This is a genomic window from Leptospiraceae bacterium (assembly GCA_016708435.1).
Taxonomy (GTDB): domain Bacteria; phylum Spirochaetota; class Leptospiria; order Leptospirales; family Leptospiraceae; genus UBA2033.
The window spans coordinates 1072981-1098110 of the sequence record JADJFV010000001.1; the positions used below are offsets into that span (position 1 = coordinate 1072981).

22 protein-coding genes and 1 pseudogene are annotated in these 25130 nt (G+C 37.2%); 7 read left to right on the plus strand and 16 right to left on the minus strand.

Annotated elements, in window-relative coordinates:
* Positions 1-193: 193 nt before the first annotated feature.
* Entirely contained in the window at positions 194-304 is a 111-nt protein-coding gene (locus tag IPH52_05165; GenBank protein MBK7054431.1) for a twin-arginine translocase TatA/TatE family subunit, read from the minus strand.
* A 180-nt stretch (positions 305-484) separates the two neighbouring features.
* Here IPH52_05165 and IPH52_05170 point away from each other — a divergent pair, with 180 nt between their 5' ends.
* Positions 485-706: a hypothetical protein gene (locus IPH52_05170; GenBank protein MBK7054432.1), complete on the plus strand. Its 222-nt coding sequence runs from the start codon at positions 485-487 to the stop codon at positions 704-706.
* 119 nt (positions 707-825) lie between these two features.
* Here the strand turns inward: IPH52_05170 and IPH52_05175 are convergent, their stop codons facing one another.
* The 4 genes and pseudogenes from IPH52_05175 to IPH52_05190 form a co-directional block, all read right to left on the minus strand.
* Positions 826-1032: a hypothetical protein gene (locus tag IPH52_05175; GenBank protein ID MBK7054433.1), complete on the minus strand. Its 207-nt coding sequence runs from the start codon at positions 1030-1032 to the stop codon at positions 826-828.
* A gap of 1 nt (position 1033) precedes the next feature.
* Positions 1034-1462, minus strand: coding sequence for a hypothetical protein (locus IPH52_05180; protein ID MBK7054434.1), 429 nt, complete (start codon positions 1460-1462; stop codon positions 1034-1036).
* 50 nt (positions 1463-1512) lie between these two features.
* Positions 1513-2820, minus strand: a complete 1308-nt coding sequence (locus IPH52_05185) for a DUF2252 family protein (protein MBK7054435.1) — start codon at positions 2818-2820, stop codon at positions 1513-1515.
* A gap of 98 nt (positions 2821-2918) precedes the next feature.
* A pseudogene (locus tag IPH52_05190) lies at positions 2919-4899 on the minus strand (ABC transporter substrate-binding protein).
* On the opposite strand from IPH52_05190, the gene IPH52_05195 reads away from it, so the two are divergent.
* On the plus strand, positions 4891-6360 hold the full coding sequence (locus IPH52_05195; protein MBK7054436.1) for an alpha-amylase: 1470 nt from the start codon (positions 4891-4893) through the stop codon (positions 6358-6360). The pseudogene IPH52_05190 and the gene IPH52_05195 overlap by 9 nt on opposite strands.
* 187 nt (positions 6361-6547) lie before the next feature.
* On the opposite strand, the gene IPH52_05200 is transcribed toward IPH52_05195, so the two are convergent.
* The 4 genes from IPH52_05200 to IPH52_05215 form a co-directional block, all read right to left on the minus strand.
* Entirely contained in the window at positions 6548-6901 is a 354-nt protein-coding gene (locus IPH52_05200; protein ID MBK7054437.1) for a hypothetical protein, read from the minus strand.
* 131 nt (positions 6902-7032) lie between these two features.
* On the minus strand, positions 7033-7425 hold the full coding sequence (locus tag IPH52_05205) for a HEPN domain-containing protein (GenBank protein MBK7054438.1): 393 nt from the start codon (positions 7423-7425) through the stop codon (positions 7033-7035).
* A complete protein-coding gene (locus tag IPH52_05210) occupies positions 7409-7738 on the minus strand; it encodes a nucleotidyltransferase domain-containing protein (protein ID MBK7054439.1) in 330 nt (109 codons plus the stop codon). Before IPH52_05210 ends, IPH52_05205 begins: the two co-directional genes overlap by 17 nt.
* A 420-nt stretch (positions 7739-8158) precedes the next feature.
* The gene (locus IPH52_05215) at positions 8159-9028 is read right to left on the minus strand and encodes a hypothetical protein (protein ID MBK7054440.1); all 870 of its coding nucleotides are present in this window, start codon (positions 9026-9028) and stop codon (positions 8159-8161) included.
* Between the two features lie 175 nt (positions 9029-9203).
* On the opposite strand from IPH52_05215, the gene IPH52_05220 reads away from it, so the two are divergent.
* Positions 9204-9863, plus strand: coding sequence for a Uma2 family endonuclease (locus tag IPH52_05220; protein ID MBK7054441.1), 660 nt, complete (start codon positions 9204-9206; stop codon positions 9861-9863).
* A 219-nt stretch (positions 9864-10082) separates the two neighbouring features.
* Here the strand turns inward: IPH52_05220 and IPH52_05225 are convergent, their stop codons facing one another.
* Positions 10083-13799, minus strand: a complete 3717-nt coding sequence (locus tag IPH52_05225) for a PAS domain S-box protein (protein ID MBK7054442.1) — start codon at positions 13797-13799, stop codon at positions 10083-10085.
* Between the two features lie 689 nt (positions 13800-14488).
* On the opposite strand from IPH52_05225, the gene IPH52_05230 reads away from it, so the two are divergent.
* The 3 genes from IPH52_05230 to IPH52_05240 all read left to right on the plus strand — a co-directional run bounded on the left by IPH52_05230 (position 14489) and on the right by IPH52_05240 (position 17237).
* Positions 14489-14788 (plus strand): type II toxin-antitoxin system MqsR family toxin, encoded by a 300-nt coding sequence (locus IPH52_05230; protein MBK7054443.1) that lies wholly within the window; start codon positions 14489-14491, stop codon positions 14786-14788.
* Positions 14789-14801: 13 nt separating this feature from the next.
* Positions 14802-15209 carry a hypothetical protein gene (locus IPH52_05235; GenBank protein ID MBK7054444.1) on the plus strand — a complete coding sequence of 136 codons (408 nt, stop codon included), beginning with the start codon at positions 14802-14804 and terminating at the stop codon, positions 15207-15209.
* Positions 15210-15431: 222 nt separating this feature from the next.
* A complete protein-coding gene (locus IPH52_05240; GenBank protein ID MBK7054445.1) occupies positions 15432-17237 on the plus strand; it encodes a mucoidy inhibitor MuiA family protein in 1806 nt (601 codons plus the stop codon).
* 182 nt (positions 17238-17419) lie between these two features.
* Here the strand turns inward: IPH52_05240 and IPH52_05245 are convergent, their stop codons facing one another.
* Together IPH52_05245 and IPH52_05250 are read right to left on the minus strand one after the other, a co-directional pair.
* Complete coding sequence (locus IPH52_05245) at positions 17420-18649, minus strand: PAS domain-containing methyl-accepting chemotaxis protein (GenBank protein ID MBK7054446.1); 1230 nt, start codon at positions 18647-18649, stop codon at positions 17420-17422.
* A 438-nt stretch (positions 18650-19087) separates the two neighbouring features.
* Positions 19088-19585 carry an XRE family transcriptional regulator gene (locus IPH52_05250; GenBank protein ID MBK7054447.1) on the minus strand — a complete coding sequence of 166 codons (498 nt, stop codon included), beginning with the start codon at positions 19583-19585 and terminating at the stop codon, positions 19088-19090.
* An 11-nt stretch (positions 19586-19596) separates the two neighbouring features.
* Between IPH52_05250 and IPH52_05255 the strand changes: the two genes are divergently transcribed.
* Positions 19597-20076 (plus strand): transposase family protein, encoded by a 480-nt coding sequence (locus tag IPH52_05255; protein MBK7054448.1) that lies wholly within the window; start codon positions 19597-19599, stop codon positions 20074-20076.
* Between the two features lie 748 nt (positions 20077-20824).
* On the opposite strand, the gene IPH52_05260 is transcribed toward IPH52_05255, so the two are convergent.
* The 4 genes from IPH52_05260 to IPH52_05275 all read right to left on the minus strand — a co-directional run bounded on the left by IPH52_05260 (position 20825) and on the right by IPH52_05275 (position 25111).
* Positions 20825-20989 (minus strand): hypothetical protein, encoded by a 165-nt coding sequence (locus IPH52_05260; GenBank protein ID MBK7054449.1) that lies wholly within the window; start codon positions 20987-20989, stop codon positions 20825-20827.
* A complete protein-coding gene (locus IPH52_05265; GenBank protein MBK7054450.1) occupies positions 20986-21696 on the minus strand; it encodes a hypothetical protein in 711 nt (236 codons plus the stop codon). The genes IPH52_05260 and IPH52_05265 overlap by 4 nt, the downstream gene beginning before the upstream one ends.
* Positions 21696-22313: a M23 family metallopeptidase gene (locus IPH52_05270; protein MBK7054451.1), complete on the minus strand. Its 618-nt coding sequence runs from the start codon at positions 22311-22313 to the stop codon at positions 21696-21698. The genes IPH52_05265 and IPH52_05270 overlap by 1 nt, the downstream gene beginning before the upstream one ends.
* Positions 22314-24964: 2651 nt before the next feature.
* A complete protein-coding gene (locus IPH52_05275) occupies positions 24965-25111 on the minus strand; it encodes a hypothetical protein (GenBank protein MBK7054452.1) in 147 nt (48 codons plus the stop codon).
* Positions 25112-25130 lie beyond the last annotated feature (19 nt).

Genomic DNA, 25130 nt, shown 5'->3' on the forward strand with positions numbered 1-25130 from the left:
CTCCGGCTTCGAAGAAATATCTTTCATTTTAGAGACTTTTTGTTTTTTCGATTTTACTGCCATTTAGTTAAGACTTCTTTTAGCCGCCTTTTTTTGCAACAGGCTCTTCTTCTTTGAATGCAGGTAGCAGGTGGACTCTCAGCTCTTCACTTGCAGCACTAGAAAGTGATTTTTAAATTCTTTAATTCCGCACCTAAATCTTTTGAGAAGGAAGTTTTTTGCCTCCAAAAAGCAATAAGACAATTAATAGAATGATAGCAATTTCCCAAGGACCAAGATTAAACAATGCAAGTGGTGGTAACATAAAAACTCCTTAAGTTTTAGTCCGATTATACGTTCCTGAAACGGTATTTGATAGTTTTATAAGTGCAAACAAGACGTCAATGAATTCTCAACTCTCTTTTATCGCCAACTACCTAAAATAAACTGTCCACAATAAATATTTGACCTGAGGCTTACTGTAATAATCATAGGCAGTTGTTATATGAATATTCCTAATTTAATCGTTATGTTATTTCTTTTTGCTGCCGGCAGTGCTTTCGGGGTAATTGCTAGTTTCCTCACTGGAACTTTTAATCATTTGGTGATTAACAAATTCATGAATGAATCTTTGTTTCGTAACATGATTAATCTATTTCTGATTTTGGTTTTTTCCTTTCTCGGATCTATGATTGGTTTTATGGATAATAGGATTTGCCGCAGATGAGAGTGCCGGTGATATATTTCCTTATTACATCGGAATATCCGTGTTAGTCTCTATTCTTTGTTCAATAGGTTATTATTTCTTTAAATTGCGATAAGCTCTTTGGTTTTGAACGGATATATTTAAAACCTTTCCTCAGACAGTAAATACGCGCGTCCATCTTTCCAAAGATAATCAAGGAGTGAAGCAAGAACTGGAGTATTCCAATCTTTTTGAAAATTTAGTTTTAGCTTTGCTTTTTTATCCTCTTCCGAGTAAATACAGAGTATCCCCTCATCGGAATACTTTCGAAGATTTTCCATTCCACAAAATGGATTTCTTTTTACCATACTAGCGTCGGACTTGCATAGAAATTCCTTTTGGTTTTACTTCGACTTTCTCCATTAAGAAAGATTTACCTTGTTCCAAATTTTGGATTGCTTCCTCTACAAGCCGTAGAGTCACATTGCTCCAAAGACAATTCACAATAGAAAGATAGACTTCTTCCATTTTTTTATTTGTGACAAATACACGAGCAGATTGAAACGTTATTCGCAATGGCTTTGGGGAATTCCCCTTTATACCAATCTCGTAGATTCGATTGGCTTTGATTCCATTTATATACAACTGCAAAATTCCATAACGGACTTCTTTTACTTCGTTACAAAGAATCGTTTTGTTTTCATAGCTAATGCTTTTTGAATCAATGAGGAGCCTTCTTTTAAAAAAATCAAGAAAGCTTCTTCTTAGGATAATATCAATTTTGCTTTCTGCGTCCATGAAAATTCTCTATGAAGTCTTTATTTGGTTTAAGCTTTTGAATTTTAATATCAAAGCCAAGTTTGGCATTGCTGAAAGTCTGATTTGACCTGTTCGGTATAATCATTGCCAAGTTTTACAATGGTATTTCTCGTTCCCGACCAAGCCTTCATTGCGGATAATACTGTATTGGCGAACGAAAGAGACGTTGATCGTATAAAGATGGATTTGTAAGATCTACTATGAGCATAGGCAACGGCTCTAGCTGAATGCTTGAGATATTTTTTGAAATCAGATTCAGAGTGAAAGTCTTTAGATTCTAACTTCTTCTTAAAGGGAGAAATTCTAGTGACGAGATAAGAGTGATTCGCCGTAACCATCGTTCCTAAAAAACTATCTGGATTTGCAAGCATCGCTTTGCAGGCAGTCTTCGTTCGTTCTGCGTGATTGGTAAAGAAGGAATTGTATTCCGATTCGGACATATCTTTCATTAGAAATAGACAGGGTAGTCTTTGTTCCTTGACTTCTAATAAAAGGGGACTTGAATCTCCTTGGATTAGAACATAATACTTATGAACCCCCTGGCTTCCCATTCCTGAGTGGAGTCTACGAGCAATGTCTTGAATCTGAAAAAATACACTTCTTTTTTCAGCGGAGAAATCACCAAGACTTTCAATGTAATCACTCCAATTGGAACGAATCTCTTGTGATTCTGTTTCGGTTAGGGCACATAGTTCTGGATTTGATAGATCGAAACAAATCTTTCCCTCGACTGGCTTTGTCCATTTGGCAAGAAGAGTGGTGTTAGATTTTTTATCTTTTAATTCATCTACTGTATCTTTTGGAAAGCCATCGAGGTTATTCTCTATTAGCTCCAATTCTTTTCCGTCTTCGCTGATTTCAGAGAGAGTCTCCTGATATTCTTCTAAAAAGTATTCTGCTAGATCAGAGGCTTCTTTTGGTGAGAATTTAAAATCTACGTCTTCTCTTTGTAAGAAAATGCTCGTTACAAATCGAATCAGGTCTAGATAAAATGGAGCAATGAAAGATTCATCGAAATCATTTACATCTAGTTTGATTTGACCATCAGCATTTTCAAAGAAGCCAAGATTTTGCGTATGCAAATCTCCTTGAATCCAAGTTTTAATACGCGGTGTTTGTTTCCATTCGGAAGGAATTGGAATCAAAAGAGAATCAATGTCTTTATAGAATAGATGAGCCGTCGCACGGAAAAAAGGATAAGGCGATTCTTTCATCTCATTGAATTTGGATTTTAGAATAGTTTCTTCTGTTATAAAACTATTCCAAGAAGTGATTTCCTTTTTCAGAAAATCACTTCTTTCTATATTTGTGTTATTTGTTATTTGTTCTGATGGCATTTATTTTTACTTTCGTTAGTCTAGACTGGCTACCCTTTAGAGGACAGGCAGGGATGCCTGTCCTACTTTTCGTTGAGGGAATGACTGCTTACTTTACACTACTTTTTCTTTTCTTTCTCTTTCTTACTTGTCTTTGTCGGTTTCTCTTTCTTAGCCGGTGCCTTCTTTTCTACTTTTTTGGGAGCAGGTTTTTCAACTGCCGGCTCAGTTTCTTCTTCTAAGATTTGAGGAGGCTCTATCTTAGGAAGCTTCACTTCTTTTGGACTTGCCGGCAAAGCAACGTTATCCTTAATTGCTTTTTCAAGCTCTTCATTTTTCTTGGCATCAAACCACCAGAAGTCAGTCGCATAGTCCTCTGTTCCGTAACGTCCCAGAGGCATATCGGGCATACCGAATTTATTCCAATACATAAGGCGCGTATTTGTTAAGTGCCATAGCAATACATAAGGATACTCTTTGTAAATAATGGTGTCGATTTTTTTTACGATTTCATTTCTCTTGGCAAGACTAAATTCTGATTTTTGTTTTTCAATGAGGGCATCGACTTCTTTATTCTTAATACCAGCTAAGTTGTTTTGTCCTTTTTCGTCTGCATACTTTGCAAACCACATAGGCTCAGGATCTTTAAAAACTCCACCTCCCCAAGCAGCCCAAGTAAGATCAAAATCATAATTGTCTTTTCTGGCACTCCAAGCGGCAAGGTCAGTAGTTTCGATGTTTGCCTTTATCCCCAATTGCTTTGCAGCTTCCATGAAGACTGTGAAATATTTTTCAGTGCTCTTATCTCTATCCAGTATTGTGATGGAGAATTCCTTTCCACCTTTTTCTAGAATTCCACTTGCGTTTGGTTTCCATCCTGCTTCGGTTAAAAGCTCTCTTGCTTTTTCTGGATCAAATTCGATTGCTTCATTTGGATTAACTTCTCCATTCAAATAAAAGTCAGGATAATAGCTATTAGTCGGATCATATTCATTGTAAGCGAGTTTTTCAATCATCTCTTTACGATTTACAAGATGAGCGATTGCTTTACGAACACGTTTGTCTTTAAAAATATCTCGCCTTGTGTTCATTGCCCAGCCTTGAAACCCAAGTGGCTTTTCGTTAAAGATTCTTTGCTTAACGATATAATTCTTATCAAACTTTTCACCGACTGCTTCTGTTACCCAGGTAGCCGCTTTGTAAGAGGGAAAATGTCCATATCTCCTTTAAGCATAGCCTGGTAACCAATCGCTTCTTCGTTATAAACTTTATAGAATACATCATCAAAATTATAGCGACCTTTATTAAAAGGATAAGCTCTTTGCCAGTAGTCACCACGACGAACCATTCGCACATAACGTCCCGGCTTTGACTCAGCTAGTTTATACGGACCTGAAATTACGGGAAATTCAAAATTCTCTTTGTTGAAATCTTTTCCTTCATAGTAATGTTTTGGTAAAATATAAATTCCTGTTGCAATGGTATTAAAATTGTCCCAATGAATATTTTTTGCAGTGAACTCTATTGTATAATCGTCAATGACAACTGGCATTTCAAAACGAGATAGACCGATGCGGAAAACGGCTGTATTATTCTTCTTTTCCATAATTGTATTGTAAGTAAAAAGAACGTCATGCGCAGTAATTGGTTTATCATCTGACCATTTTGCATTTTGATCTAGAATAAAAGTAAATTTCTTTTTATCTTTTGAAATTTTCCATTCTTTAGCAATTTGAGGAATATTTTCTAAAGTGATCGGATGATTTGCTGTTAAAGGCTCAAACATGGAAGTATAAATTCGGGCTGTGGTCGAATATTGTTCTAGATAATAGTTCAGAGATTTTGGAAATTGGTGACTATAGATTTTGAAGGAGCCGCCTTTGACTGCATTGGGAGATGCGATCGGATTGGATTGCTTAAGGCATCGGGAATAGAGTTTTCATCACCAGTCCAAGGCACGTCATCAACTTTGATCGCTTGAATTTCTTCCACTTTTTCCGTTTTCTTGCAAGAAAAGAATGGATGAATTAGCAAACTTAATAGGAATAGGTTTGTAATTAAAATAAATCTTGGTTTCAATCGAGTATCCTTATGAATCATAATAACTTTAATCAACTTTTTATTTATCAATTAAATACAAGAATTTTTTGTATAGAGAAGGGTGTAACCATACTAAAGGCACCTGAAAGTTTCTTTACAACTCCTGAGATTATAACGGCAGATGCAGTTTGGCTCATGGGTGTCTGGCTTCCATCACAAGCTTCTGTAAAAATATGCAAAGAACACGAGGGATTAGGACATGAATTTCGTAAAACTCTGCCTGATTTGGTGGATTCAGATTTAATTGGATCACCTTATGCTATTTACGATTACAAACCAAACCCACTGATAGCAGAGCATATTTTAGAATTAAAACAATTTAGATACAAGCTAAATGCAATTGGTAAGAAGTTGATTTTAGATTTTGTTCCCAACCATGTCGCGGTTGACTCACCGTTAGTCGAACAGTATCCAGATTTATTTCTCTATAAAAAAGAAGAGAACGCAACTGTTTGTAAAAATTCTTTTTTACATAAGAACGGAAGAATTTATTATTATGGAAGAGACCCATACTATGATGGATGGACCGATACAGTTCAATGGGATTTTTCTCATCCCAAAACACTTTTAGTTCACAAAAAAATTCTATTAGAAATTTCAGATGCCTGTGATGGTCTTAGATGCGATATGGCAATGCTTCCACTCCAGGATGTATTTGAAAAAACACACGGCATACGCGCATTATCCTACTGGAAAGAATTAATTGAGACAATTAAAGAAGGTAGACCTGATTTCTTATTTATAGCGGAAGTCTATTGGAATAGAGAATACGATTTACAACAATTGGGATTTGATTATACCTATGACAAGACTTTATACGATAGATTAAAAAATCGAGATGCAGAAGGAACGAGACTCCACCTTGAAGCTGATTTAGAATACCAAAATCATTCTTTAAGGTTTTTAGAAAATCATGATGAAGAAAGAGCGGCTACTGTGTTTGGTGAATTGGCTAATTCTAATTTTGCGCTACTTTCTTTTTTACATGGATGCGTTTTATTTCATCAAGGACAAAGAGAAGGAAAGAAAATAAAAATTCCAGTTCAACTGGGAAGAAAACCACACGAAGAAAGAGATGATGTAACGGAAAACTTCTACGATAGAGCATTTTACAGAATTCACAAAAGAAAATATAAGAAACTTTCTTTAGAATTATTCGAGCTAAAAGCATACGGGGAAAATTATCCTCTCAAGGATTGCATTGTCCGTGCGGTAATCAATGAAGACAATCAGTGCATTGAAATCCTAATTTTTAATTCTTATCAAAATGAAATTATCGGGGCACTTCATCTACCGGAGACTTTAAGGCAAATGCTTATTAACTCCCCACTAGAAGAGCTTACTTTAAAAGATACAATCTCCGGAGAATCATATGCAAGAGAAAAAGAAGTTCTTTTACGGGGAATGTTTATAAGACTAGATGCCGGAAGAGCTCATTGGTTTACAATCAATTTGCGCTAGCTAAATTTGGTTTTCTTTTTGGAAGATTTATTAATATTTTTCCAATTTCTTTCTTTGTTGTTAACTAATGGATTTTGAATCAGAATAAAATGTAGATTGTGTTTTAGATAGTTATTGGGCGAATCGGCGTTATCCTTTTCGCATAGCAGAAGTTACACTTTGTTATTCTCAATACAATCTCTTTTCATCAATGAACAAACTCTAACCTCGGTTCAATATTATATGCGCTACTACCAATCAATACAATATACCTTTGTCCTTTTACTAAAGTTGCAGCTTTTTCTTTAGAATAATATGTTCCGTGTTTACCTTTAATGGGTTCTCCGTAATAAAATTTTACACCGTCTAAATTTTCAAGATGACCAAAGTCTACGAACCAATTTCCTGCTACGTCGAAAGAATCCAATTGCTCAAAATTTGTAGAGTTATTAATAATAAAATACCTCTGACCTGTTTTATCATCGATCCCAGTTTTAATTGTTACGCTACTGCAAGAGGCGTAACAAAATAGAAAGAGTAACCAAAATATTTGTTTTCTCATGTTTATTTTCTCCTTTGGTTATAATTTACTCGTAACGATTTAGCTTAAAGCAAAATCGGATTGCGTTTCTTTTATAATGAGATGTTTTGAACGAAACTGGGAGAAATTTTGTTTTTGTAAGTGTTCATGGTCTATATATTCAATTTTTCTAATATTCGATTTCTTACTTGGTGAGCAATGGAAACTGCTTCTCGTGCTCGCTCAATGCTAAGGCTATTTTCAGGTTCAGGGTAACGTGCTTCTACCGCATACGAAGTCAGCTGGTCTGGCTCTAAATCTTCAAGGCTTAGGTCTTTTTCGTATTTTCTCAATTCATCGAGGAGTCGAGAAATATCATGTGTATACGAAAAATCTCCATCTAGATAAATAATTAGTCCTTTAATATACTTCTCAACAGCTTGCTGACAATGGAAACAGACTGAGCGCAAAACAGGATCTTCATACTGCATTAATTGATCTGCCGTAAGTATATCCTCGTTAGCCACTTGAAACCAAGACCTGGCTAAATCAATTCTTTCGCTCATATAGTAATTTTCCTTTTTTTATTACTGAGGTAATAAATGCCTGCCTTACATTTGCCCATTTCTTAACTTCGTCTTCTGTATACACAACCAAATCCTTCGGATAAGAGGAATAATCCTTTAGCATTGTATATAAATCACCTGATCTCTTGTATCTCGGCAAAGAAGAATCTTTCAATATCACAAGAATATCAATATCACTTTCCTTACTCGGAGTCCCGTAAGCATACGAGCCAAATAAAATTACCTTTTCAGGATTCACCCTTTCTACAATGGCTTTAGTTATAGTATTGATATATTCAAAGGGTTCATTCATAAAAATATGTTTATTCTTAAAAGAATTTGTCTTATACTTTTAATCTATGGAATTTGTTATATTTGTAAAGTAAAATTAATAACTTTTCCTTCTTGTAATATGCATCCAACTTCTCCCATTTTTCTATCCTATTCTATCCGATAAATTAAAACCTTAAAGCAAAATCGGATTGCGTTTGTTTCATAATGAGATTTGCACGAAACGGGGATTTTTTTTGGAATCAGAAAAGACTTAGAAAAAAATGTAGAGGAAAGATTAACTACTCGCCAATACAAAATTCTAATGAGACGCCGGTTTCACTAAAAAACTAAAATTCCCAAAAAAGGCTTTTTTGAAATTCCCATTCGTGTTCATTCGAGTAATTCGTGGCTTATAAATAAAAGGTTATTCACCACGAATGGGGGCAGTCGCATCAAATAATTATGGATTAATCCGGCTTTGGACTTTCATTTGCTGGCTGAGGTTTTTGGGAATGTTTTCGAATAGGGATTTTGTAATCTGTAGGTCGATTTCGTCATTCACATTGGAATCTTTTTTCTTGTCATTTGCGATAGTTATAGGATTTGCATCATAGAGTTCTAGATCGGAAAGCAATTGGAAATTCACTATTTGAAAATTAGAGCCCGGGTTGTTTTTGAATGTGATCTGCAATTCAAAAAAATTCACATGTTTGTCTTTTCTTTCTGATTTTAGATGAATCACATTTTCACCAGGTGATTCTGTTACTTTATAATTTACAAAAATAGGTCTTTTGTTGATTCGGGATTCTGATTTATTGTCTTCACCGAGAATGGGGATGGACAAGGATTTATTCTTTTTTTTCCCAAATAAACTTCCCAGCTTGCCTAACTCTTCTCCCACTTTACTTTTACCGGTCGCCGATTTTACAATTTCTTTAGCGGAATCCGCATTTATATCGGAAGGGACTTGCAGGTAGAGGATGATTGGAACCGATTTCCCCGATTCAATTTGTTTGGAAACAGATTCATTTGACCCAGAACTGACTTCCGGAGCAAAAATAGTTTTATCAAAAAGAAATTGTATATTTTCCGGAATTTTGAAAAGTCCTAAAATGGTTTCCCCATTGCCCGAGACCAAGCATGCAATACTTGTATAGTATTTCGGAATCGCGGTCGAAAGGTTTGCAAATTTTACATTCTTTGCAATTCGTATTGGTTTGGAATTTCCAAAACAGGGTAGGGCTTCATTTTCTTTTATGAAAGCAGACAAATCCTGAGCTTGCAGGTTTATACAAAAAAGTAAAAGGGAAGTAAAGAGCGTGAATTTCATGATAATTCTCCTTGTGTTACTCTTTGATTTCACTTAGAAATTGCAAGCAAAAGGTTTATCAATAAAACCCTGTTATTTATCTTTCAATCTTCTTCCATAATTCTATCTCTTTCTATCCCACAAATTAAAAGCTTAGTGCAAAAGTGGACTTTCGTTACTTTCACAAAAATGTGTTATGAATGAAGCGGGTAAAATTTTATCCGCTTTAAGCAAGACTTGTTCTCTTTTTCGAATTGACAGTGTTTCATTTAAGGTAAAATATAGAGTCATGTTAGCAGAAATTCTAGAAGACCCTCTTACTAAAGACTCAATACTTCTTCTGACTGTGGAACAGTATCATTATTTGGGAGAAGTGGGATTAATTCCTGAAAAGACTGAATTACTCGAAGGAGTTATAATTACGAAGATGCCAAAATCTCCTGTCCATAGATTCATAGTAATCAAACTTTATAAAATTCTATCCAAATTAATTAATGAAAATTTCGTTATTCAAAAAGAAGATCCGCTCACTTTTATTCATTCTGAACCGGAGCCGGATATTTCCATTATTCCAGCAAGTCCCGACGAATATAAAACATCTCATCCGACAAGTGCCGAATTTGTAATAGAAGTTGCAGTATCCAGTCTCCGCATAGACAGGCTAAAACTAGAAATATATGCGGAAGCAAAAATTCCAGAATACTGGATTGTAAACGTAACAACAAAATCTATCGAAGTCTATAAAAATCCAGAAGGCAGAGACTACAAAGAAAAAGGAGTCTATTCCGTTGAGGATATTCTTTCTTTTCCTGCCTTTCTAAACGGTGAAATACAAATTAAAGATTTATTTGAATAGGCAAATTCAGCCTTTGAAAAAATACGCTGGTTTAAAATAAAACAGGATTCACTTGAAGGTTATCTAAGCGAACAAGTTTTAGAAAAAAGAGAAATTGCAAGCTTTAAAGAGACTCTTATTCCTGAAGAAGCTTTTATTACTGCAAGTTCATTTCTTTCTAGTAATTTGCATCCAACTTCTCCCATAATTCTATTCCCTTCTATCCCACAAATTAAAAGCTTAAAGTAAAATCGGGTTGCTTTTTAATTGCCTCATTAATTCTTGAAAACCCCTTAAAGTTTTCGGTAAATTTTCTAAATCAAACAATAGAGCCTGATTTTTTAAATCACTCGCCCAATTAGCCAAAGTTTGACAATGATATTGCCCAGCAATTTCCAATAATTCATTCGCTAACTCGGCAAGCTCAGATATTTGTAAACCAGCTGAATTAATAAAACTGGCTATTTTCGGGCTATAAACCGAGTTTAATAATTTAATTAACTGTGGCAGATTTTCAGCGACAACTTCTGGTGCAATTGTATCAATTGTTTGTGTTGCCAGTTGCGCAATAGTTGTTTCTATATTGTTATCCAACGGCAATAAAGTTTGCATCGCTGCCAGTAAATCTGCTTTAGAAATTGGTTTATTCAATTGGATATTATAAAAAGGACTGTGCTGATCCTCTGGCAATGCGATTGCAGAAGCGGTAATCATAATAATAGGAATAGCAGACTTGTCTGGCATGGCTCTGATTTTTTCACAAATGCTATCACCCACCATATCTGGCAAACGTCTGTCCATAAAAATCAAGTCAAACTGTTGTGCCTCAATTAAAGCTAATGCTTGTGTTCCAGTTTCTGCTTCAACAATTTGCAGTTCAGGATAGGGCTTTAAACACGCTTTAATTAATAGCCGATTAGATTCAACGTCGTCTACCAATAGAAGCGTAGCGGGTTGAAAGGGTTTAATTTGAACTGCTGAAGTAGTGGTTAATGTTTGAGGTTGAAATGTTTGGCAAATTTCTACTTTCGGTAAATGAATAGTAAAACAACTGCCTTGCCCTAATTGACTGGTGACGGAAATTTTACCCCCCATCATTTCGACTAACCGTTGAGTAATGGTTAGTCCTAATCCTGTGCCGCCAAAGGTAGCACTTTGATTTTTTTGCTGGGTAAAGGATTCGAAAATAACATCAATTTGATCGGACGGAATACCTATGCCAGTATCCGTCACGCTGATAGTCAAATCAGCATAATCAGAGTCTGCTAATACATGTCCTACCGCTGTAACTGCAATGTTACCTTGTTTAGTAAACTTCACTGCATTGCTCAGTAAATTGAGCAAAATTTGCCGAATCCGAATTTCATCAATTAATAATTTCAACGGAATTTGTTCACTGATTGCGGTACTAAAATGCAAACCTTTCTCAGCGATTTTTTGACTGAATACCAATTGAATATCATTAAAGATGCTGTGAAGTGAGCCTTCTTCATAATGTAGCTCTAATTTTCCGGCTTCGATTTTGGACAAATCCAGAATATCGTTAATCAGTTGCAACAAGGTTTTGCCGCTGCTTTGAATGGCTTTGAGATAGTGACGTTGGCTGTTATCGGTGATTAATTCAGAAAGAATGTCACTAAATCCTAATATCGCGTTCATAGGAGTGCGGATTTCGTGGCTCATGTTGGCTAAAAATTCGGATTTGGCTTGATTGGCATGTTCTGCGGCTTGTTTTGCATGCTCAAGCTCGGTTTCGATTTGTTTACGTTTAGAAATATCTTGAATAGCACTGACAAAAAAAAGTGGTTGCCCTTTTTCATCTCTAAGCAATTGCACCGATAAAATCGCCCAAACCCAATGCCCGTCTCTATGTATATAACGTTTTTCTACGCTATAACGGTTTTCAATACCGGCTAATAACCTTTTAACATGCGCCATATCAACGGCGGCATCGTCGGGATAGGTGATATTTTGAAAACTTCGCGTTAAAAACTCTTCTTTGCTGTAACCTAATAAACGGCAATACTCCTGATTGACTTGTAAATAGCGTCCATCCAATGCGACTTGCGAAATACCAATCGCCGCATTGTCAAACAAGGCTTGTAACATCCTTTCTCTTTCGATTAATTGGTTTTCTGCTTGTTTACGCTCGGTAATATCTTTAGAAGACGCATAAATACAGGGTTGACCGTCTAAGGTAACGCCGACAGCACTGATTTCTACATCAATCACACTGCCGTCTTTGCGGCGGTGCTGGGTTTCAAAAACAGCTTGTCCAGTCAATAATTGCTTAATTGTCGTTTGAATTTCATTCTCTGTGAATTCGACATCCCAATCACTCACATGTAGCTTTAATGCCTCTTCCTCTAAATAACCCAACAAACGGAAAAACGCTTTATTGGCTTGCAGAACATGACCTTTAGCATCCAGTATGTGAATCCCCTCAATGGCATTATCCATTAATACCTGATTACGGTGTATTAAGGCTTGTTGTTTTAATTCGGCTTGTTTGCGTTCGGTAATATCCGTTAAAACATCCGTTAAATAAGCAGGTTTGCCCACCCCATCATAAATAACGGCATAACTTTCCTCCGTTGGAATCATTCTGCCGTCTACGGTTAAAAGTTCTAACTCACCGTGCCAATGACCGGTTTCCAATAAAGCTGGCAAGACTTGCGTTTTTAACTTTTCCTGAATGGCAGGCGAATAATAATTACTGATAAAATTTTTGCCCAAGCAGTTTTCAGGCGTTTTTTCACCCAATAAGTCAGCTAAAGCGTGATTGGCATAAGTAATGTTGCCTTGCAAATCCGCCATGCCAAAACCGTATCGTGAGGCTTTGGCAAATCCTTCAAAACGGGCGGTAATTTCCTGCAAGCGTTGTTCGGCTTGTTTGCGTTCGGTAATATCAACAATCGTGCCGATATAACCACGAATGTTGCCTTGCTCATCGTGAATCGCTTGGCTAACTCCATAGCCCCAAATAATCTGTCCGTTAGATTGTTGAAAACGGGATTCAAGATTAAACTGGCGTTGCTGCTGAATAGCGGCATACCATTCTTGATAAACTTTTTCTTTGTCGTCAGGAAAAATCGCTGCACTCCATCCGTCATTTAACAATTGCTGTTGTGTTAAACCGGTGATGTCACAGCATTTTTGATTGGCAAAAATACATTTGCCTTCTGCATCGGTTTGATAAATGCCTATCGGCGTGATTGTCGTTAAGGTTTCAAAGAAATCTTTACTTTCTCTCAGTTGTTTTTCTAACTGTTTGCGTTCGGTAATGTTTTCATGGCTAACCACCACGCCTTTTTTACCACCATATTTCAAAGGAAACACGCGCATAAAAAACCAGCGTTCTACATTAGGCGCGTGACAAGAATATTCAAAATGAAACTCATCGCGTGTTCCTGCCAATACCGCCATAATCCCGTTTTGTACGGTAATGGCTTCGTCTAAATGGGCTCCGTCATAAGACTTTTGGCAGGCTTCAAAGTAACTTTGCCCTAAATTATACTGTTTGTGTTCTGGTAAGCCGTTTTCGACAGCAAATTGTCGCCAGGCATGATTAACCGAGATAATAATCCCTTCGTTATCCAATACTGCAATGTGCGAGGTTAATGAATCCAACACACTGCTGATAAATATTTCACTATCTTTTAATTCAACTGTGCGTTCTTCAACCCGCAGTTCTAATAAATCCCGCTCTTGCTTCAATTCTAACGTTATTTTTTTTCGTTCACGCAAATTGTGTAATAGCGCAGCAATCAAACCCAGTTCAAATAACATGGCCGTAAATGCAGCGGCAATTTGCGAGCGTGTGAGTGCTTGATCATCAAAATAATAACCCGTCGTAAGTTTGCCGATTTTGTCCGCTGACAGCAGATAACCCCCATAAAGAAGTACGCAACCTAATAGCAAAAGACAGAGTAAAACTATTATTTTTTTCTTATTCATTAGTGTAACTATTTGCTTTTATTTTCCTAGGAATTTGCATTTCACTTCTTACCCCTCGCTCCCCAAATTTCTACTAAAAAGGTTTTTTCCAAACTAAATGTTTTCCCTAGGGTTGAAATATAGTGGCTAATCATCTGTAAACTATACGAGGTTTACTTGAAACGGGTAATATTTTCGCCGAAAACTGATTGTGCATAATAACGAAGAAATACTTCTAGTCACATAGGAAAAACTAGCTTTAAAAAATGTCAATCTCATTCAAAATTCAAAATTGCTCATTTATACCGAACGCCAAAAATAACTACCCATTTCTTTCTCAAAAAAGCACGTTCGGTCTATACCAAATGCTACTCATGAAGAGTCCTTGCGAGTAATTACTTTTGTCATTTGGTATATAATGGTGCTCGTGCCTTTAGTCGAAAATATCCCTTTCAATAATCAAGCGTCATTTTTAATACATCAATCGTTTTAGCTTAGTAGGAATAAACAACGGTTAGCTGCATTTTTCCTCTTTTGTAAACATAACGTTACCCACAAATAATAAGAAATTGATTACCGGCAAATAACACTGATAAAAGAACGATAAAAAACGATATGGGTAAGGTTATGTTCATAAAGATGTGTTATGAATGAAGCGGAGTAAAAATTTAATTTATTTGACAATGTAAAATAAATTAAATATACTGTAAATGATGAAACCATATCATCCGCTAGGAGAAGTTAAAAGATTAATCCAAGAGGGGAACTATGATATTACCACAAGAGCTTCAATGGAAGGAGCATTTGACTTTGGATTAGATGACAGGGGAATGATTTCTGTTATTTTATCTTTAGAGGATTCTGATTTTGAAAAGACTCTTGAAGGAAAAAAGAAAAAAGGTCTTATGCAAGATGTGTATAAGAAGGATGTTGATGGAAAGGATGCATATATAAAGTTACAGATTCTAATGAATCTCACAGTAGTCATATCCTTTCATGAATATACTTAAAGGGAGAATGAAAATGGCAAAAGATAGAATTTACAAAGATTGTCCTGTTTGTGGAACAATTGGTTCTATGCAACATAAAAATGATTTAACATTTGAAGGCAAAAGCAAATTAGCCGGAGAAATAAAATTGAAAAATTTGCATGGTTTCCTTTGTAATGAATGCAAGGAAGGTTTCTTTGATATTGCCTCCAAGAATAAAATCTCCCAGGCTATTGCAGATGAAAAAGCAAAGATCCTTTCTAACAAACTCAAAATTTCTGAGATCGTTGATGTTAATGCAATTGTGAAAGTTTCTGGACTTACGAGACAAATGATTCATTCTTTAATGAAAGAAGGAAAGATTCCCTATGTATACGCTGCCGGAAAACGGACACCTATTAGAGAAACTGAAAAAGTAATCAGGGAAAGGTATTCTAATTAAACCCCGATGCACTTACTAGCACACAGAAGGCGCACCACCCACCTAGCGGGTTCCTAACGAAAGCACACGCCGGATAAGCGCTTGTAACCCCAAGGTATTCCCCTTTCGTGTTGCTGTTAAGTATTTAGACATCTTAGCAAAAGCGTATATCAAGTCTAACTGAACACAAAAAAGTATCGACATTTCATTTCCTGTTTTCAAAGTTAGGGAACGGAGACTACAATGTATAAAAAATTGATTCTAATTCTAATTTCTTTTCCAGTTTTCTTTCTAGGGGCTGAGCCTGTTAGCCGCGAAGGAAAAATACAAGATGTCATTCTTTATCGCAATCAAGCTTTGGTAACGCGAGTTGTTGAAGTTGATTTAAAAGAAGGCTCTCATGAAATTATTGTCACGAAACTTCCATCGGAGATAATACAAAATAGCCTTTACGCTGAATCTGTTGGTGCAGATGTTAGAGCTGCAAAACTGAAAATCACTGAACTAAAATCTGATACTGATCCTAAGCTTGCTGCCCTTGACGAGAAAATTGAAAAGGCAAATAATGATTCTATTCGGTTGAGCAAACTCATTGAAGTGAATCGTCTCAAGCTTTCTTTTTTAACTAAACAAGAAGATTTCATTGCTACAACAGAAAAAGTCGAACTCAGTCGTGGTATACTGAATGCTGATACAATGAAGCAGCTAACATTGTTTAACTTCGACCAAAAGAAAGAACTTGCTCTAGAAGAATTAAAATTGCAGGAAGATATTAAAATTTTACAAAAGGAGAAAGACCTCCTATTGCGGGAACGAAAACAACTTGTTAAAACTTCTCTCAAAAGTATAGATGCAAGTATCTTTATTGATAAAATTGGTAGCGGCAAATGTGAGATTAGACTCTACTATCTTGTTCAAAATGCTGGCTGGTCTCCCATTTACAATTTCTATTCTAAGCTAGGCTCAAAAACAGTTAGAGTGGAATTCAATGCCCGCATTCAACAGGTCAGTGGAGAGAATTGGGATAATATTAATTTAACCCTTTCCAATGCTACTCCCGCACTCAGTGCTCTTGCACCGGGACTATCGCCATTTCGTATTAGCCTCTCTAACCTTGGCAATACTCTTGGTCCTGATGATTTAAAGTCTGCCTCTCAAGGTGTTTCCAAAAAAATGAGTGCTGCGTATAATAAGCAAATTGGCGCTCAGAGTTGGAATGAAACGCAAGAAGGAAGTTGGGCTATGAACAGTGCGGCTAATGAATACCAAAACTTAGAGCTTCTAGCTAAAGATGAAGATTTAAACATTCTGAAAAAAGATGCAAAGCAAAATAGTTCTGCGCCGAGCGTTAGTTTTCTTCTCAAATCAAAAGTTTCTTTTCTTAGCAAAACAGAACAACAGTTGGTAAAAGTAGAAAAATCAGAATTACCTGCTAAGTTTTACAATGTTGCAATTCCTCTTCTTACTACTTACGTTTTTCGAGAGGCTGAAATCGAAAATGATGGATTTGAAAATCTTCTTGAGGGACAAGTCAGTGTTTATCTTGATGAGAAATTTGTCGGTCATGGTGAAATCTCGAATGTTGCGAAAGGTCAATCCTTTGTTATGGGATTTGGCGTTGATACACAAATTCGTGCTAGACGAGAGTTATACGAAAAGAAAGAAAAAATTCTTGGTGGTAACAAAGAACTGAGTTTTAAGGTTCGAGTCATTCTTGAAAACTTTTCTAAGAAGCCTACCGACTTACGCGTGTTAGACCGAATCCCTGTGGAAGATGAAAAAGAAAATGTTCGTATCACTTTAGATTTAAAAAACAATACTTTGAGTGCTGATGAACTCTATCAACAATACGAGCGGACAAAGGGTATTTTGCGCTGGGACTTAGCTCTTCAACCGGAAAGCGCAGCTTCTAAATCTAAAACATTAGATTATTCCTACAAATTAGAATTTGATAAAAATCTACAGGTATCGTTGCCTTCTCCCGCCAAAGCAGATCAAATGCGAACTGAGTTTGATGAAATCCAAAAAATGAAGTATAATAGGAAGTAACCTCTTTTTGCCACAGAGGATTTTCGAATGTTCTTCGTTAATTTCTATTATTGAATTTAAAGAAGGCTTATGTAAGACTTTGATATTGTTAGCAAAAAATAATGAAAACGTTAACTCTCAGAAAAATCATACTCAAGCCTTTATTTCTTCCCTCCGCGTCTCTGTGCCTCTGTGGCAAATCCCTATTTCCCGTTTGTTTTTTGCACCGTTAAAAGATTGATGAAATCTCGGTTAAGTTGATTGATTGAATCCATAACCGAATGGACATTGTTCATTTGTTCTGTCGTAATATGTGTAATTTGAATTGCTTCATTGTTAATTTGCTCAATCTTTTCACGGAAAGTATTGTAAATTTCTGTTTGACTCTTCATTGTCTCGTCAACAGAATTTACCAGCGAATCAATATTACCCACTTCGCTAATAATTTTTTTAAATGTTTCTCCGCCTTCGGTTACATTTTCATTTCCTTTCTGGATAATGGAGTTAGTCTGCTTCACCAATTGGTTAATTCCTTTTGTGCTCTCTGCTGATTGTTCGGCTAACTTCGATATTTCTCTCGCAACTACGGAGAACCCCAAACCAGCACTTCCTGCTCTTGCAGATTCTATGCTTGCGTTAAGCGATAGCAAGTTTGTCTGATCCGCGATCGTATCAATCATCTCAATAATGCCTTGCATTTGCTTTGCATTCTCTTGAATCTTTGCCATTGATTGCAACATCAATTCCAGGTATTGACCGCCTTTATCAGCAATATCGCTCGTGTTAGTTACAATATACAAAACGGCAGACATCATTTGTATCGACTGCGCATTTGACTCGATGATTTGATGAGCGATGTCTGTTAGAAAACTGAGATTCTCTGATTGCTTCTTGGTGCTGCTTACAACTGAGTTTGCCTGTTTTAAAATGTCTTCAATTTTTGATGTTACATCCGTAACGGCGGCTAATAGCTTGTTCATCGCTTCTTCAGCGCGATTTTGCAATTCCATTTTCTCAGTCACATTCATCGAGAATCCAAGAATATTAGAAGAAGTTCCATTCTCTTCAATGATTGGAGTTTTAATCGTCTCTAAATAAGTCGCCTTTCCATCTTTGTCCAAATATCGCGTAATAGGGGGCAAAAATTTTTCTTTTGAGGCAATGATATCGCGGTCTTGTTTTTGAATCTTTTCAACTTGCTCTTTATTAGGATTAAAATCGAAATCTGTCTTCCCAATAATATCTTCCATCTTACTCGCCTTGAAGTTCCGGGCAAAGTTTTGATTTACAAGAACAAATCGTCCTTTATCGTCTCGAACAAAAGAAATATGTGGAAGGTGCCAAAATGCTGTCTTTAAGAGCTTATTCTCAGCTTCTAAAGCTTCAATTCTAGCTTTATCTTTTTGGAAATATTTCTTTATAAACTCTAACATGAACTGCTTCTGCTTCTATTAACGATACTTCAAAGGTTTTATTTAGCCTATTATTTTCAATTCGTATAATCTATACTCATAAAATAAGATTAATAATTTATTGAGTGAAGGAAAAATCGATTTTTTGCCTGATTAATATGATTTAGGAATAAGAAATTCAAAGAAATCAAGGAAAAAACGGGGAAAATGGATAATTTGTCTTTAGTATAAAGGATTTAGGATTATCCCAGAAATGGGCTTATTGGAATGTTGCTACCAATGCATCCTGATTTCGCGAAAGAGAGACACACATCCATGCGTCTCTACGTTTTTTTAAAACGCATCGCCTTGATCGCTTTCTGCAGGAGTAGGTAAGGCTTGTTAGACTTAAATTACCTTGCAGATGCATTTTGGCGAACGACAGGATAGTATTTTGGGAAGCCACAGCTATGGTATAAATTAAGCAGCAATTTTTTTGAATTGAATTTTCGCATGAACTCCAATCGCACCTAATATCCTTAGCATTAGATCCGTAGATATTTCTTTAGATTGGCGATTCATAAGCGCAGTAACCCTTGTTCTTGAAGTCTTCGCAAGCTTTGCCACTTGAGCATGAGTTAGCTCTTGCTTTATTACCGTCTCAATGATTTTATCATTTAAATCGCTACGGATTTCAAGTTCTAAACCAACAACTTCATCGAGTCCAAGAGCAACTGCAAGTTCCTTTGCATTTTTTGCTATAACGGGTTTAATCTTTTTCATTGTATAACTCCTTAAATCTTTTACGCGTAATTCTTCAACGCCCTTTTCAATAGATGTCATAGGTTTAGCCAAAGGCATTGACAGATGATTACCTTTTTGTAGTTCAAAAATTGCCTGACCTAATTCACGACGTACTTCCTCTGGAAAATCTCTCAGTGTTGCAAGGGCTTTAGGATGAAACTCGACTTTCTTCATTTTACTTAGCAATGTCTCATATCTGGGACATTGCTACAAGAAATATTTTTGATTTTTTAAAAATACTTTTCCCGAATAACAAAGCTAGGCAATATTGGAAAACTTTTCTTTCAAACCATGCTGATAAAATTATCGCTATGGACTTTTGTGTTTCATATACTTGGAACTTTAAAACTTTGTATACTCTTTTTATCATCTCGCACAAAACCAGAGAAATCATTTACTTTCGTTCTACCTTTCATCCAAACCCTGCTTGGATGAAACAGCAGATTCGTAATGCTTTCGGTTTTGTAGAAACTCTTCCTAAATGCCTTATCATGGACAACGATTCTAATTTCTCAAAAGACTTTCGTTCTTTCTTGCGGCAATTCGGGATTATCCCAAAGAGAACAGCGTTTCATTCTCCTTGGCAGAATGGGATTATGGAAAGATTCAACGGAACAGTGAGAAGAGAGTTGTTGGATCATGTTATTCCGGCGAAGCTCCGTTAGCCATCAGGCGGTAGGAGCTGAGGCCTGCCAGACATTTCCTTCAGAAATGGGGGTGGAGTGAGCATCATCTTGATAAACTTCTCAAGGAATATATTAATTATTACAATCAATCTCGGTCTCATCTTTTTAGAAATAAAGATTCACCGCTTGGTAGAATCTATGAATCTCTCCCGTGCAGACTTCGTTCACCAAATGCAATTCCTATTCTCGGAGGGTTACACCATGTATACCACTGGCATTCCTCCTCCAAGTAATAATTGCAGATTGCATTTTGGCGAGGCACAGCTCGCTCTATGGTCATGTTTTTTCTTACGGATAAAAAAACATGACCCCGTTTGATCCCTAACGCATAGTCGTTGGTTGACTTTTCTTTTCATAAGGTTAATCCTTATTATCCTTTTACTTCAAAAGTTACACTTTTGAGATTCTCTTTCTCTTCTCTTTCCAGAGCGGGATTCTTTCTTATTCCACTCCCGTGGGGGGATTCTTTTTTATAACGCTTCCCAGCGTGGGTGATTGATTTCTTACTTCTTTCTTTCTTTCTTGGGAAGAGAAAGAAAGAAGTAAGCAAGAAAGAAAAGAAAGCCCGACGAAGCTTCGAGAGCATCAGCGAAGAAGCTGAGGTCTGCTAGACATTTCCATCAGAAATGGGGGCGGACTCAGACTCTTTTGCTTTAACACTTCGCCAATGCTCCATTAAGACCCTTTTGTTTTCCTTTGCTCTTTCGCTTACTGTGTGTTATCCCTTTCACTTTAATTTTCGGTCGGTGAGTAGATGCGACAAATCGGAAATAGCTACTTGAAAACTCGCATCGTATCGAACCACCGTTGGCATTCCTCCTTCAAGTAACATTGCGGATTGCATTTTGGCGAAGGAAAGAGCGACAGATTCTTTTTTATTCCTGTAAATCATTTAAACCTGATGGAAAACAAAATCTTTTTTGCTATTGTTGGTGTTAATAAAAGCTGGTTATTAATACAACATAATTGTAAATTATATGTATATTCACCATTCCATGCAATAAGCCTAAAATTTTGTTCCGGGTACATTATATCTCTGCCAACGTCAAAAACGCCAATCCAATTATTGAACTCAATTTTTTTTGTCCCATCAAATGGGTAAGCAATGCAATCTAAGCAAAAATTATAGCTTACGCCATTATCGATTTGACTCTGATCGATTTCGTCCATGTTCAATGCAAAAAAATTTAATCTAACTTTGGTTATATGAAGAATACCATATTTTTCTAAGTAGAGAGTATAATCCGAGTAATGTGTTGTTTTTGATTTAAAATACACCTCCGCTTCTTTTTGCTTTAAATATTTAATTGAAGGTACATAGAATGATATGTCTTTATACTTAATTAATTTCCAATTTAAGAAATCAGAAGTATTTTTCTCTTCAATCCATGCTTTTACTTTTTTATTTTCGATTAGTATGGGAATTTTATGATTCCATATTTTGGCATTCTGTTTTAAAACTTTTTCTCCAAATTTTAATCTACCAATTACTTTCTCATCTCTTGATTCTTTAAAAATGGGAGCGTTTTCCTCTATTACAATTAATTCCTTTGGATATAATAAAATCGAAATCAATTGAAAAAGAAAAAAAATTTTCATTATTTTACTTCCTTTTTTTCCCAATCGAAATTTTCGGGGTCGACCCTATGGTCAGGATATGCAAGTAATAAAGGAGCACCAAGTGGTCTATAAGTTTGACCTTCAGGCATCTTGATTATTTCAAAATGTAAATGCGGTGCGTAGCCTACTCCGTTTCTCTCTCCTGTGCCTCCTGATGTAGCTATTTTATCTCCAGTGTTAACTGTATCATTTCTTTTTACATTAGCTTCTTTTAAATGAGCGTAAACTGCATAAGTACCATCTCCATGATCTATAACGACTGTATTTCCATACGATCCGGTAGGGTTGACTCCAACATCAATAACTTTTCCTCCTTTCGGTGAATGAACTGGTGTTCCAGTATTAACACCAAGGTCAAGTGAATGATGCTGACTCCCACGACTTGTACCTGCAAAGTCATCAGTAACTAATGGTAAACGCCTAGTTTGCGCATTTTTCGGATCAGCATTATACGCTCTATCTGCGTCCGTTAATCTGAAAACATTTTTACCGTGGTCAGCTAAGTTAAAATCTGATGACAATGGGACTCGTACACCATTTGGCGTTTTAAATAATTTTTTTGCTCTTGCCGCTTCTGCTACCGTAAGACCATTCATTTTATTATCAATTTCAGTTAATCTATTTTGGTGAGCTTCAATTTTCTTATCAATATCTTTTTTAGCTGAGAAATCATACCAATCTAATTTATCCTTTTCACTTCGAAGTCTTGAAATTTCAACATTCGTCTTTGCCCCTTCAGCCTTCAATCCATTCAACTCTGCAATATGTGGATCAGGATGAGTAGATTCTGTCAGTACCGTGCTATCTCTTGCTACTTTAGCGTCCTTAGTAACACTTGTTTGCAAAACAGAATAAGTCGGTCTTATCCCCAAAACATTTAATGCACTTGCTTTTACAGAATCAAATCCGTTACTTACAGAGTTACTAATAGAATTAAACCCATCACTCACAAAATCAGTCACACGATCAAAGAAACTAGGCTCCTGTGAATGTTCGTCATTATCCCCATCAACTGGTCTAGTAGAATCATCATCATCCTCATCCCGTCGTCTCGCCACAGAAACATCCGCATTAGAACCATTAGCCGCAGCACCCTGACCATTTGCAGGAACAGTCGGAGCACTCGAACCACCAGCCAAGAAAGCAGCACCAGCAGACATCAGCGCCGCAGTCCCCGCAAACACCAAATCCACTAGCCCTTGCGGACCTTCCTCACCACCACCTTCTTGCGAATCATTATCCCGCGCATCTTTCGCGTCAGCAGCATCCTTTGCCGTCTTCACCGGATTACGATCATTCTCCTCAGCAAGTCGCCTCTGCTCTACAGTGTCCGCCAAATCAGCAATATCCTGACCATTAATCTCACCGAGGAAATTCTCATTAGCCGTATAGTTTCCATTTACATCTACAGTTCCTTGTTGAGAACCTAAAATCGTTAATGAACCACTCGTTCCATTTCGTCCATTCTCGATTCCAAGTCCGTATCCATTTCCGAAATCAGCATTCCCGCTCACGCTAAATCCCTCTTTGCCGTCGTAGGATAATTCAGAGCTAAAGTTTGCACCACCAACTTGTCTTTCTATTATATCATAACTTCCACCAAATGTTCCCGAACTTCCCGTGTAGCTAACACCCATTGTCCCGAATCCGAGATTTGTTCCTAGGTTAAATGTTGCTCCGCCACGCTGTGATTGTCCGATGGTTACATTCGTAAACAATGCTTTCATCGCATCTGCATTACCAAAGCCAAGAGAAGTTCCAAGTCCTTGGACAGCAGCAGTCACGTTTGCCTTTATCCCGAAGCCGTCTTCTTTCGAATAACTTACATTTACCCCTTTTAAATATTTCTCAGCAGCAACTATATTATCCACCGCCGTCTGTGACATCCCAACTGCTTTTCCCACGTTCGACAAGGCACCACCTGCGGCTGATTGAAATATACCGTTAAGCGCTCCTGCTAATGCTCCTGATTTGCCACCAGTTCTAGAACCAATCGCAGCTTGCAATCCTATATTCGCTGTAGTTACTACCGTATTAGCCGCAGTAGCCGATGTATTGAGTGCAGTTAATAGAGGAGTAGCCGCTCCCGCCGTTATCGCTGCCAATGCCACTGATACTGCTGTCTGTGCCGTAGACTCTATCGCCTTAGTTTTCTCTTTCTTCTTCGCTTTCTTTGCCTTGATTTTATTATTTGTAGCACCCGCCACACTCTTCGCTAAATCAGCATCCATACCGTTATTCTCTAGAAACTCAGCGAATGCCATCTCTTGCACTCGATTCATTAACCCATCCTTCGACATATCCACCTTAGCCGCACCAGTCCATGTCGCTGGTGGAGTAAATGGTGTTGTCGTCAAGTGGTCGAATGTATCTGCACTTCCCCCTACGGCTATCACTGCATTCTTCACAATACCCTTCACCATTCCATTTGCCATATTAAGAGCACTGGCGACACCACTACTAGCAACCTTTCCCAAGTTCGCATTATTCTTCTTAGCCACTTGTCTTTTCTTAAGTCCACCGAGTATTTGTGAAAAGTTTCCTGCTGCATCCGGTCTACCGATTGCGTTTGCTACTGCCGCTCCTGCTGCGTCTTGAATGAGTCCAATCTCTTGTTGTTGCAGCGCATTGTATTGGTTGTTGTTTGATACAACAGAACTACTTTGCATCAATTTGTTCTTAGCCGCTACTCCTGCTACAAGTCCCGCAGGACCTCCCATCATCAAGTCGTTGCCACTGGGCGTTCCGCGGTTATATCGTGTTTGTCTCATCCTTCGCATGATTGGTTTCCTTTACCGACTTAGCGCGTCGGGCTATTACGGGCTTCGCTATCGCTACGGTCGCGAGCAGATGCGACTACCCCTGCATATCCCTAACGCTTCGTCGTTGGTAGACTTTCTTTCTTTAAGGTTTCACCTTATTATCCTTCTTTTTTAAAAGTTACACTTTTGAGATTCTCTTTCTCTTCTCTTTCCAGAGCGGGATTCTTTCTTATTCCACTCCCGTGGGGGGATTCTTTTTTATAACGCTTCCCAGCGTGGGTGATTGATTTCTTACTTCTTTCTTTTCTTTCTTGGGAAGAGAAAAGAAAGAAGTAAGCAAGAAAGAAAAGAAAGCCCGACGAAGCTTCGAGAGCATCAGCGAAGAAGCTGAGGTCTGCTAGACATTTCCATCAGAAATGGGGGCGGACTCAGACTCTTTCGTTTTAACACTTCGCCAATGCTCCATTAAGACCCTTTTGTTTTTCTTACTCTTTCGCATAATCTGTATTATCCTTTACTACAAAGTTCGGTTGGTGAGTAGCAGCATCCGAGAAAGCGTATCGAACCACACCATGTTTACCAATGGCATACCACCTCCAAATAATATTGCAGGTTGCATTTTGGCGAGGCACAGGTTACACCATGTATACC